Origin of the sequence: Okeania sp. SIO2C2 (genome assembly GCF_010692625.1) — a bacterium.
In the GTDB taxonomy this organism is placed as follows: Bacteria; Cyanobacteriota; Cyanobacteriia; order Cyanobacteriales; family Microcoleaceae; genus Okeania; species Okeania hirsuta.
Genome location: NZ_JAAHGM010000002.1, coordinates 34174 through 46672, shown reverse-complemented (window position 1 = coordinate 46672; position 12499 = coordinate 34174). Strand labels below are relative to the sequence as shown.

Genomic DNA, 12499 nt, shown 5'->3' with positions numbered 1-12499 from the left:
GCTTTCGGTGTAAATAGGATTTGCTTGTTTCCCCACTCCCCTCCGTATCCGTGTATCCGTGCCATAATCAGTGTGAGCTACTGCATCAACACAGTTTGTTCAGTATTGTCTGATTCAGTATTATCAACTTCAAAGCGATCAGCATTAGGTAACTCTCTCTCTACTCGCCGTAACTCTGGAGTACGATAGGCGACTAATACTGCCCCAATATTCAATAGACCCATTAATACAAATAATAAAGCCATTCCCCGGCCATCTCCAACTCCAATAATTCTGCCTACGCTACTTGCTAAAATTCCATTTTCACTCATCAACGGCTTAAACATAAATTCCACTAAAGGCGCTGCACTTAAATGAGTAATTACTAACAAAGACTTTTCCATCATATTCTGCAAAGCAAAAACTCGTCCTTGTAAATCTTGAGGTACTTTCTGTTGCCAAATACTATGATTCAAACTAACAATAACTGCCCTGGAAAATAAATAACCAAAACCGCCAATTGCAGCTAATACTACAGCAGTTTTGAATCCTCCTAAACATAAACATAATCCCTGAATAAATGCAAAGATTAAAATTCCTTCTATTCGACGCTTAGTACCTCCCCATAAACTGACTGCTACACTACCTAGTAACATTCCAATGCCACTAACAGACATTACTATTCCTAATTCTTTTTCAGAGGCAAAACTTAATACCATTGGCAAGAATAAAACTTGCAATACTCCCGCACTTAGGTAAATAACACCAAAGAATATAGTTAACTTCCGTAAACCAGAACGTATAACTACATAATTCCAACCTGAAATAACTTCCTGCCATAACTCTTCAATACTTACTCTACGTCTGGTAATTTTCTTTTCTCTTCTAGGGAATTTTATACTCAACAGAGTCAGCAACCCAAACAGATAAGTACCAAAATCTACTAATAATACTCCGTGAAGATGGATTTTAAGAATCAACAATCCCGCTATGCTAGGACCTAGTATTCTTGATGTTGCTATTGCACCTTGTACCATCCCATTTGCGCGACTCAGGTGTTGCACTGGTACAAGTTGAGGAATGGCAGAGGTGTAAGCTGGCCATTGAAAAGCATTGCAGACGGAACTAATACCTACTGCTATATAGATATGCCAAACTTGCAGTTGCCCCCAGAAGACCAATAACATTATTGCAAATGCTGTTACTCCAGTGATTGAGTCACTGACAATCATTACCCTACGACGACTCCAGCGGTCTACCATTGCACCAGCAAATGGTGAAATTAAGAGACTAGGTAGATGAATGAATAAGGATAACAGAGCATAATGGGTAATCGAACCTGTTGTTTGATAAACCCATACTGCTAGAGCGAATTCACTCAGACTAGAACCGAATAGGGAAACAATTTGTCCCAACCATATAAATAAGAATGTTTGCATAACCTTGAGTTGCTAGAGGAATGAAAATAGAATGGAATAGCATTGATTTGGTAGACTTTTTAATACTTAATTATAACTTTAACAGACTAAAGCGATCGAATTAAGTATGTATTAATTTGTCGATTTTTTTTAATGATTGCTACAGCTATTAAAAATTTCGTTTTTACCCGATAAATTAATTTTCTGCTAGCTATTCAAGTACACTTACCTAATTAAGACCTAATTAAGTTAATAACTAAAATTCTTTGGTTTATGAGGTTTTTTAATTAATAGCATCTCTTAGTATCTCTATTTACTTTAACTGGATATTTTTTAACTAGCTTAAAGATTATATTGTCTTAATCTTTTTATCAGTAAGTTTTATCAAGAATTTTCTGTAATACTATTATTCAAAGGAATCCAAGAACTATTGTTGGAAAAGACACAAAAAAATATAGAAAATTCTATAGAGCTTTCAGGATATAATTTTGAGAAAAACAATCAGAATGTTATTTAAGTTAATTCATACATACAAAGTTGACTTTTGGGAAAAAACTGGGGAAAATTTTCAAGTAAATTTAGATTATGGTGAGGTTGAAGACTATTATCTGTAGTTCATATCAAATTTTAAGTAGTTTATGCTTGAGATTTTCCTCGATTCCATATGTCTATAATTAGGGCAGTTATACCAATTTTGTAAATATTTACTACAAATACAGCGTCGATTTGGTTAGTGATATATACCTGTTTTTCTTATTTTTCAGTATGAGAATTGCTATAAATAGCAAAAGCAAATTAATTGTATATTTGATAGTTAACTTAAGAGCTGATTTGTAAACTGAGTTAAAACTCCTTTCTAGCATGGGTTTGCCGAAAATTATGTCCTGGGGGCTTAGATAGTGTCAAACCCTTATACTGTAAAGCATTTATCCTCTTAATATTTACTTTATAAATCAGCTCTAAATAAGTAGGAAAAATAATTTTTAGATTGACATCTCTAGCACAAAAGTATATTTTATTCCCTATTCCCTATTCCATGTTCCATGTTCCCTGTTCCCGACTAACAAATGTTATAGTCATTTAACTTTAGATTGAGACAAAGCTTTTTTGCTATGAAGGAGTTTCAGACGAAAAAACATCTCATTTTTAAGTTAAACTACTATAAATTAATTTTGCACAGGTACTTATCTTGGTATTCCTGCTCGTGTAATGGTATACAGCAAAAAGGAATACCAGATACGGGAGCAAGATGCTCCGACTGCTTTTATCCTTGAGTAAAATAATTACAATAGACTACTAATACAATGCACCACCACCAAATTAAAGAAGCAAAAGTTGATAGCTGATATGCTTCGTTACTAATTTTTATCTTTTTCCTTTAGGTTTAATACCCTGCACCTCATAAGTGATGTTTACAATTGGTCGGGGTTTTATTCCCCATCCACTTTTTCCTTTTTTCTTCTTCCTTCTTCCTCCTTACTTTTTCCTTCTTCAAGAGACTTGAGTGATTTGCTCTTGCCAAATTTTCACTAGGTTAGCGACTGCATTATCCCAAGTATATTTAGCAATAGATTCTTTGGCATTAATACCCATTTGAATCCGTAAATTACTATCTTCTATTAATAGCTTCAATTTCTCACAAAAATTTGCCTGATTTCTTGGTTTAAATAATAAACCATTCCATCCATCTTGAATATTTTCCACTACTCCTCCTGCTTGAGGAGCAACTACTGGAATACCTGCGGCAAAAGCTTCTAATACAGTTAAACCTCTAGTTTCTTTTTCTGAAGCAGTGACATGAAAATCGCTATTTTTCAAAATATTAGGTATATTCTCTGGAGGTACTCTACCTAATAAATATACATTTTTTGTCAGTTTAGTTAATCTATTTGATATTTCATCGCGCATCGGACCATCACCAACAATTATTATGGCAAGACTGTCTAAATTAATTAATTGCTGAAGTCTGACAAAAGCATCTAAGGTAAATTGCCAACCTTTATCTTCGGTTAATCTCCCTAAAAAAACTATTTTTACTTTATTAGTTAAATTAGGAATTTGATAATTTGATTCCCAAAAATTAGCTATTATTCTCGCTGACTGAAATTTTTCGACATCAAAACCATGAAAATTAGTATACTTAACATTCTTGATACCCATATTCACAATTTTTTGATAGGTGACACTGCTAGAAACCAAGGTTAAATCATATTGATTGTAAATAGAGACAAAACTTTTTTCAAAGATTAATTTCAACATCAAGCTAATCCCTTTTGGCAAAGGTAAAAAATCTTCAAAATAATCTAAAAAGTTAGTTCTGAAAGTACAAACACAGGGAATTTTATGTTGTCGAGCAAATTCTATACCTGCTAAACGGAAAAAAGCAAAAAATAATCTTTCCGGTTCATCTACATGAATAATTTCCGGCTGAAATTTTTCTAATTCTCGGCAAACTATTTTATAAGTATTCAATCCCACATTTCTCTCAAAATCTAGAAATGGCGTACTGGGTAAATTAATGACTTGAACTCCAGGAAAAATATTACCCGTATAATCTTTCCAATTAGGATACAAATGAGCAAGGGGACTATAGTCTGGGCAAAACAATAAAACTTGATGTCCGAATTGACTTAATTTTTGAACTCGGTAAAAACCACTGACAGTTACTCCATCTAATACAGGTAAAAATCCAGAGGCAATAATAGCAATTTTCATAAATTAAGGAAGAAGAAATAAGGAAAAAGGCAAGAAATCTAAGTCTTAAACTAAGGAATTATTAATAAACCCGATTATAAGTGACAATATCAATCAAAATAATAACTTCTTCTGTGATATCTTGATCAATTTTTCAAGAAAACACTATCCTACAATCATAGCCACAAGAACAAGCTTTTAACTCTAATAATTTATCTTATATACCTAAAGGATGAATCTTAGACTAGGAAATGTCTTTCCAGCTTTTCCCTGTTCCCTATTCTCTATTCCCTGGTATAATGAGTGAGTACTTAAGGAGTAAGCATTTCCTGCGGACTGCTGCGCAAACAGCCGTCAGCTATTAGCTATCAGCTATTAATTTTGAGGAAGATAAAAGTAACCTTTAAAATTGAGAAAGAATAAAAGTTACTGGCAAAGTCTCCTTCCTAAACCTTAGAAGTAATTACTCATTACTAATTGCTGATAGCTGACTGCTAATAGCTGAATGCTTACCTTAAGGAAGTTGCAAAAATGTCTTCTTGCATTAACTTTATTATTTGAATAATTTTTTGTTCAAGTTTAGAATTTCGCTTCACAAACTTACGAAATGACCGTTTAAATTTTGGGGTTAAAACGATTTATCTCATTAATCTTCTGTTAAAGTTGCTTGTAACTCAGTGATAATATTTTCTATAGGTTGAGACTGTAATTATCCTCAATGAAAAGAGGCGATCGCTTCTTTTGCCTCTTGAGCTATTTCTTCCCGACTAGCTTCAATCATTTGATTTTTGACAATTTCTAATAACAAATACTTTGTTCAATAGGAAGTTGATTAACTATTATAAGAAGCTCTCTTATAGAGTCGCCATAATCTACAGTTTTTTAATTTAATTACTATTCTTTTGCCTAAATTATAGCTTAGTTTAAAAAAAAGTAGGGTGCGTTAGGCGGTTTAGTTGAGGAAAATAGATAATTTAGCAATATTTTGAGCCGTAACGCACCATTCCTTATAGATTAATTTATAGATTAATAATAGTTTAAAAAAAGTAGAATGCGTTAGGCAGTTTAGTTGAGAAAAATAGATAATTTAGCAATATTTTGAGCCGTAACACACCACTCCTTATGGATTAATAATAGTTTGATTTCTTTTTATCGATAGGTGGTGCATTACATTTAATTAACGCACTATACAAGAGCGATCGCTTTATTGTTTCTGATTTAATTTGGCTTGAAAAATTGCCTCAATTTCTTCTATTTCTATTTCTGATGGTAGAGGATACTTAAAACTTTCCGTTTTCCGACTCATTAATAGTTCTAATGCTTGACTAAACTTTTCTTCATCATTGCGATTTTCTGAAAGATATTGACGAAGTTCTGTATTATTCATTTGTGAAAGTAGTTTTTTCATATTTCAAAATCTTCTTGAGAGTAGGGAGTAGGGAGTAGGGAGTAGGAAGTAGGGTTTCAACCGAATAATATATTCTCGGTGAATGTAATGAATCGTTACTTATTACTTAATAACTGAAGTCTTGAGGAAGTCTCACATTATTTTTGGTAATTGGTATGATTTTTCGCCTTTTATTGTAACGAAATAAATTGATGGGATGATAAAAATTAGATAGCAACTGACAAATAAAAATTGCAGTTTATTTTTGTTGCTCTGTTGGCAACAATTAACTTCTTATTAAGACTTAAAAGTTGACTGAAAGTTAGTTCAATTAAATTCTGAATTTTGAATTTTGACTTTTTTATCAAAGCAGTGCGTTACATTTCACCGCGAAGTACCCTACAAGATTGCCATTACACTATTGTTTTAAAAAGATACTTCACGTTTGCTGTTGACACAATCTTGAAGGTATAAATTAATTAATTGTTGATACGAAATTCCTTTTTCTTGTGCTTTTTTCTCAAAATATTCTATGACTTAAATCCCTAAAGATAAATTTACTTGTTGCTTGAGTTTTTTGGCATAAGGATTAGGACAACTTTTCATCTTAGTTAGGTCATATTCTGGTTTCATGGTTTTATCTTCCATACAGTTGACTTTCTTTTTTAGTTGCTTTGCGGGCAGAAATAATTCTGATGACGGATTCTTGTTCTCGATAGCAATGAACTATCAATAATAGTCGCATTTTTGAGCTGATACCAAGCAATAAAAATCTATCCTCTAACTCAGAGTGTTGTTCATCCCAGAATTGAATGGCATTATCATCATAAAACACTGATTTTGCCTCTTCAAATGACTTTAACTCCTAGCTTGAAAAAGCTGATTAATGAGTATGCAGTATTAGCTTCTTTGCCTGAATTAAATCTGGAACAAGAAGAAAAATTAGGTGAAATACTTGAGCAAGCTAGTGAGGATGAAATTGTAGCTTTTTAGATTTCTGAGGTAGACTATATTTTGGGCAAAAGCTCAGGTTTGTTAAGGCCAGAAGACCTCAATTACTATGAATATCAAAAAGCAGGTATAAGGGAACATCTTTGGAGCGACCTAAAATGTTTAGATATTGATGATTCCCGATACCTACAGGCTATAAAATCAAGAGAAAATTAGTTAGTTTGAGGTCATAATTCTTAGCCCCTATCCTATATCCCAAAAAAAAGGATAGGGGCTATTTGCTAATAAGATTAAACTTACAAATAAAGCTATTAAAAATAATTATAAAATCAACAGTTTAGAATAATCAAAGTTCAATTTTTTTCACTTTTACTTTGGCAACGAATATATTTTTTTTAGAAAAGTAAAAAAAGTAGGGTGCGTTAGGTGATTTAGTTGATAAAAATAGATGATTTGGCAATATTTTGAGCCACAGTTGCACCGCACTTATAGGTCAATACGGTTCAATTAAGACGAAAACTCCTATGATATGGAACGATTAGATAGGCTTTTCAGACTACAGAACTGCAAAAAAAATCCTTAACTGAACCGTATTGGCTTATATAGTAGTTTAACTTAAAAATGAGACGTTTTTTCGTCTGAAACTCCCTCATAGCAAGAAAGCTTTGTCTCAATCTAAAGTTAAATGACTATAGGTTAATAATCGTTCAGTTTTTTTTGTCGATAGTATGGTGTGTTGCATTTCATCAACACACCCTACTGGACTCTCTAATCAACATCTGAAAAGTTTTAATTATCAATCTCAGCTTCTTTGACAGAAAATTTAAAAGATTGTCATCAACTCATGACAAAAAATCGTCAAAAATGGCTGAAGTCGTCAACATAGTTTCAATGGTTTCAGCCTTTTTTCCCCATCCTGTGATAGGATGATTCAAGGAAAAATCCAAGGGAGTGTTATTGCCTAATAAGATTTTAACGCCTGAAACACTTATAATTCCATTGTTTAAATGAGCGATCGCCTCATATTCATTTAACCATGATGAACTAATTTTTCTCAGCTCCTCTAACAGGGGTTTGACCTATTTACAACTATGTGGTAAGCAAGAAAAACTTACTAATACAATACTCTAATTATTAATCTGCTGAAAAAATCCTCAAATGGCTAAATACTCAACAATACTAGATATCCTAAACCATCGCTCACAAAATCTACCTAATCAAATTGCTTATACATTTTTGCCAGATGGAGAAACTGAGTCTGGAAGCTTAACTTATCAACAATTAGACACACAAGTAAGAGCGATCGCTGCTCACCTTCAATCAATCATCATCCCAGGAGACCGAATATTAGTCGTTTATCCCTATATCGCCGGACTAGAATTTATCGCCAGTTTCTTTGGTTGTATCTGTGCAGGAGCGATCGCCGTTACCAGTAACCCTCCCCTCAACAACGACGCAATAGCCAAACTCCAAGAAAGAGTAGAATCTTCCCAACCAAAAGCCATTCTCACCACAGAATCTTTTTTACGCGAAATTCAAGAAAAATTAGCCAAAAATCCAGAATTAGCTCCCAAACTCAACCAGTTACCATGGATAGCCACAGACAAAATTGATTTTTCTGAAGCACTCAATTGGATAGAACCAAAAATAGACCCAGACACCCTTGCCTTTTTCCAATACACCTCCGGTTCCACAGGCAAACCAAAAGGAGTAATGGTAACTCACCGCAACGTATTGCACAACTCAGAAATTATTTATCAGTCATTTGAACATACCCCAGAAAGTCAGGGCGTAATTTGGCTGCCCATGTTTCACGATATGGGATTAATTGGTGGAGTAATACAACCTTTATATGGTGGTTTTCCCGTCACCCTCATGTCACCCGTAGCTTTAATTCAAAAACCCATACGTTGGTTAAAAGCTATTTCTCAATACAAAGCAACAACCAGTGGCGGACCCAACTTTGCTTACGACCTAGTTTCTCGGCAAGTAACGCCAAAACAACTGAAAAATTTAGATTTAAGTAGTTGGAGTGTCGCATTTTCTGGAGCTGAACCCGTGCGAGCTGCAACTTTAGAAAGATTTGCCGAGACTTTTGCACCTTGTGGGTTTCGCCCAGAAGCTTTTTATCCTTGCTATGGCATGGCAGAAACTACCTTATTTATCAGTGGCGCAACAAAAACAAAACCTCCAATTGTTAAGTATGTGGATGCCGAAGCTTTAGCAGAAAACCGAGTTGTGGTTGGTGGCGAAAAAAGTAGAGCTATAGTTAGTTGTGGTTTTGCTTGGTTGGGCGATGAAATTATGATTGTTGACCCAGAATTATTAGTTCCACGTCCAGATGGTGAAGTTGGGGAAATTTGGGTATCTGGCGCTGGTGTAGGTAGGGGTTATTGGAATCAGTCAGAGGAAACGGAGCGAACTTTTAATGCTTTTTTGGCAGATAAAGGACCTTTTTTACGGACCGGAGATTTAGGATTTTTACAAGATGGGGAATTATTTATTACTGGTCGGATTAAAGATGTGATGATTTTGTGGGGTAGGTATCGTTATCCTCAAGATATTGAGCTGACCGTGGAAAAGTGTCATCCCGCTTTACGGTCTAGTTGTGGAGCAGCTTTTTCCATAGAGGCAGAAGATGATGAGCGGTTGATAATTACTCAAGAGGTGGAACGCAGTTATTTACGGAAGTTGAATATTGAGGAAGTAGTTGGAGCAATAAGACAAGCAGTGGCCGCAGAGCATACAGTAGAAGTTTATGCGATCGCTCTGTTAAAGACTGGTAGTATTCCTAAGACTACCAGTGGTAAGATTAAGCGTGGAGTTTGTCGCAGTCAATTTTTGGAAGGTTCTCTAAATGTAGTAGGTCAATGGCAACTTCAGACTGAAAAAGGTAGTGTATCGGAATTAGCTGGTAATTATATAGATAGCCAAAATTCTTAGGGGGTAAATCATAGCATCTTTCTGGTAGCAGGCAATAGTCAAATCTTTCTAAATTCTCTTCCCTCCTCATTCCTGTAGGGGCGAATGGCCATTCGCCCCTAGGACATCTAATTACACCGATGCTACCGGATTTGATATAATAAGCTCTTTAGGATTTCAACTATATAGTCAAAATATTCAAAGGCAACAGCTCCAGAAGGCAAAAGGGAATATATAGCAGAGGGCAGAAGGCAGAAAAAATCTTGCTTTGTCTGAGTTTTAAGCTTTTGATATGTCAAAAATGGCGACTGCTATAAAATCTAAATAATTCTTAAGTTTATGTAAAAATATCTTGTATCTTGTTAGTTTATTGAGAGTCTTTATTATTAAAAATTTATTCATTCCAGAATGAAAATGTGAGGAGAGTTCAAGATGAAATCTATCAATGTATTATGTGGCACTCTAATTAGTGCAATTGTCGGTAGTGGAGTAACCCCGGCATTTGCCGCATACTTTCAAACAAATCTTGTATCAAATAATCCGGACTTTGAGCCTCATATCCTTGACCCTCTAGTCGTCAATGCTTGGGATTTAGCCATCCGTCCCGCCGGATTTGGGGGACACTTTTGGGTAACTAATACTGATTCTGGGACTGTAACTACCTATGTCGGAGATGTTGGTGGAACACCCTTATTTCAAGACGACCTGAAATTTGTGACTATTCCCACATCCCCCAATGCACCAGAAGGAAGCGCAGGCGCTCCGACTGGGCAGTTTTTTAGTCCACACCCATCAGATTTCGAGGTAACAATGTTTCTCGATCCGGACAATCCTGATTTAGGAACAATTACTGGCCCAGGACGATTTTTCGCAGTGGAAGAGGGTGGAACACTTTCCACTTGGATAGAAGTACCTACAGACGATGGTATACTCAGACCTGTTGAATATTTGGTAGTGGCAGATAATTCAGAATTTGCAGACCAAAATACTGACGATAATCCAGATAACGATAACTTTGCCATCTACAAAGGTATGGCAGGAACAACTTTACCAGAGGATAATCTTCTATTTGCTGCTGATTTCAGTATAAAGTCCCCAGGGATAGATGTTTGGAATAAAGACTTTAATGACATTACATCTAATTTCTTATTTGAGAATCCTTTTGGTGAAGAGTATGCCCCCTTCAATATCCAAAATCTAGATGGTAATCTTTACGTTGCCTATGCAAAACTAAGTGATGAGCCTGGTGAAGAGCAAGCAAAGGTAGGTTTAGGGCGACTAGCTGAGTATGATATTGAAGGTAACTTGCTGAATATATGGGGGCAAGACACCGATGACCCTAATGAAAATGCACTGAATGCTCCTTGGGGTTTAGCGATCGCTCCAGATGATTTTGGCGAATTTAGTAATGCTTTATTGGTCGGTAACTTCGGTGACGGCAGAATTGTCGGTTATGATCGTACAACTCGCGAAGAAATTGGTTTCTTAATGGATGAATCTGGTAATCCTATTGAAATAGAAGGTCTCTGGGGACTAATTTTTGGTAATGGTGCTAGTTTGGGCGAGACAAATCATCTCTACTTTGCAGCAGGTCCTAATGATGAAGCTGATGGTTTGTTTGGCTCTTTACAAGTAGCACAGAACAAATCTACTCCCGAACCGACAGTCAGTATTTTAGGTTTACTTGGAGTTGCAGGTTTAACATTAGCGCGCAAGGGTCGTCGTGGTTAAGGTCGACTTCAAGTTGTTGTTTTTACGGCTATGAGTTGAGAAAAACAGGACTTACACATTTTTTAGCTGGATAATTTTGTAGGGTGAGCAAGTGTTACTTTATCGATCACGGGTCTATATTGCTCAATGTTTGCCACCCTACTAGGGTATCTAGCTTTAGAATTTGGATAAAGCAATTGCTAAGAAGACAGTAAATTCAATATTATCGGCCTGCATTTACTCATAATTTTGGTCTAGACGCGCTACTACTATGGCTGAATAGTAGAATTGATATTATCCCAATGCAACCAGGTTTGGTCTCAGGGGAACTTCGACACAGTTTTATCTTTATTCTTTTGGGTTTAATACCCCGCCGTCTACAGGGTGTTTACAATTGGTTAGGGTTTGAGTCTCCATCCACTTTTTTCTTCTTCAAGATAATAATAGTTGATATTAATGGTAAACAGCATATCAACCTTCTAAAATTCCCACCATAATCTGTAATAACTCTGTCAAGTCTGCTGGAACTCGATATAAATTTGTATCTTGTATAACTCGTTTTTCTTGAGTATCCAAAACAGCAAATTGCCAAATATTACCCATTGAAACTGCACGATATAGCATAGAATAGTTGGCAAATTCTGCTTTTTCTACAGCAATTAATTCCACTGCCAGTTGTATGAAACATCTTTGTAAGTCAGCATTTTTCGCTTCAATAACTAGAAACTGAGTTTTGGTCTGGAGAAAATAATCTAATTCACCTTTTAGGTGTTCGCTAACTTTTAAGGAATACCCCACTTTGATTTTGACTTGGGTGTAGTGAATTAATTCCATCAAAACAGGAGCAATCAGAAATTCCCTTCTAGCCATTTCGCTAGTGAAACTGACATAGGGTAAAATTTTTTGCAAGCGTTGTTTTAAACTTTCTAACTGTTCGAGTTGACGATGAGTTTGGGGTAAATTTAGCGGTCGTGATTCATGCCCATAGCCAAAGTACGATAGAATCTCGTCAGGTTCAGAGTTTAATTTAAAATAGTCAGCAAAGGTATAAGAATGAGTCGGATTAATAATTGGAATTATAGACATATTATGCCAATTAAAAAAAAAGGGTGCTACTTTCTAACTTGTGACAGATTAATACTTGATAGCTTGCATTTATTGTCAAAATTCAAGGTTTTTATCAATTTTTTAGATGCTTATATTTCCTGATTTCGTCGATTTCTATCTATTTTAACCTGTTATATCATGTTCGGTAGAACAGTTATGATTAGGCTCGTAGTTGGGCTTTAGCAATAGACATCTCCAGAAAAGAGGGAATAGGGAATAGGGAATAGGGAATAGGGAATAGGGAATAGGGAATAGGGAATAGGGAATAGGGAATAGGGAATAGGGAATAGGGAATAGGGAATAGGGAATAGGGAATAGGGAATAGGGAATA

10 protein-coding genes are annotated in these 12499 nt (G+C 35.3%); 4 read left to right on the top strand and 6 right to left on the bottom strand.

Annotation, left to right across the window (positions count from 1 at the left end):
- Nucleotides 1-77: 77 nt before the first annotated feature.
- Nucleotides 78-1418, bottom strand: coding sequence for an MFS transporter (locus F6K18_RS01110; protein WP_287517841.1), 1341 nt, complete (start codon nucleotides 1416-1418; stop codon nucleotides 78-80).
- 467 nt (nucleotides 1419-1885) lie between these two features.
- Between F6K18_RS01110 and F6K18_RS01105 the strand changes: the two genes are divergently transcribed.
- A complete protein-coding gene (locus F6K18_RS01105) occupies nucleotides 1886-2011 on the top strand; it encodes a hypothetical protein (protein WP_287272947.1) in 126 nt (41 codons plus the stop codon).
- Between the two features lie 877 nt (nucleotides 2012-2888).
- Here F6K18_RS01105 and F6K18_RS01100 read toward each other — a convergent pair.
- The 4 genes from F6K18_RS01100 to F6K18_RS01090 all read right to left on the bottom strand — a co-directional run bounded on the left by F6K18_RS01100 (nucleotide 2889) and on the right by F6K18_RS01090 (nucleotide 6313).
- Nucleotides 2889-4112, bottom strand: coding sequence for a glycosyltransferase (locus F6K18_RS01100; protein WP_287517839.1), 1224 nt, complete (start codon nucleotides 4110-4112; stop codon nucleotides 2889-2891).
- 1183 nt (nucleotides 4113-5295) lie between these two features.
- Entirely contained in the window at nucleotides 5296-5478 is a 183-nt protein-coding gene (locus F6K18_RS01095) for a DUF6887 family protein (RefSeq protein WP_287517837.1), read from the bottom strand.
- A gap of 127 nt (nucleotides 5479-5605) precedes the next feature.
- Nucleotides 5606-5725 carry a hypothetical protein gene (locus tag F6K18_RS37205; RefSeq protein WP_375341288.1) on the bottom strand — a complete coding sequence of 40 codons (120 nt, stop codon included), beginning with the start codon at nucleotides 5723-5725 and terminating at the stop codon, nucleotides 5606-5608.
- A gap of 390 nt (nucleotides 5726-6115) precedes the next feature.
- Nucleotides 6116-6313 carry a BrnT family toxin gene (locus tag F6K18_RS01090; RefSeq protein WP_287517834.1) on the bottom strand — a complete coding sequence of 66 codons (198 nt, stop codon included), beginning with the start codon at nucleotides 6311-6313 and terminating at the stop codon, nucleotides 6116-6118.
- A gap of 5 nt (nucleotides 6314-6318) precedes the next feature.
- Here F6K18_RS01090 and F6K18_RS01085 point away from each other — a divergent pair, with 5 nt between their 5' ends.
- The 3 genes from F6K18_RS01085 (at nucleotide 6319) to F6K18_RS01075 (ending at nucleotide 11082) form a co-directional block, all read left to right on the top strand.
- Nucleotides 6319-6471, top strand: coding sequence for a hypothetical protein (locus F6K18_RS01085; RefSeq protein WP_287517832.1), 153 nt, complete (start codon nucleotides 6319-6321; stop codon nucleotides 6469-6471).
- Between the two features lie 1116 nt (nucleotides 6472-7587).
- Nucleotides 7588-9372, top strand: coding sequence for a fatty acyl-AMP ligase (locus F6K18_RS01080; RefSeq protein ID WP_287517830.1), 1785 nt, complete (start codon nucleotides 7588-7590; stop codon nucleotides 9370-9372).
- Nucleotides 9373-9783: 411 nt separating this feature from the next.
- Entirely contained in the window at nucleotides 9784-11082 is a 1299-nt protein-coding gene (locus F6K18_RS01075; RefSeq protein WP_287517829.1) for a TIGR03118 family protein, read from the top strand.
- Between the two features lie 450 nt (nucleotides 11083-11532).
- Here F6K18_RS01075 and F6K18_RS01070 read toward each other — a convergent pair whose 3' ends face one another.
- A complete protein-coding gene (locus F6K18_RS01070) occupies nucleotides 11533-12147 on the bottom strand; it encodes a hypothetical protein (protein WP_287517827.1) in 615 nt (204 codons plus the stop codon).
- Nucleotides 12148-12499: the final 352 nt, after the last annotated feature.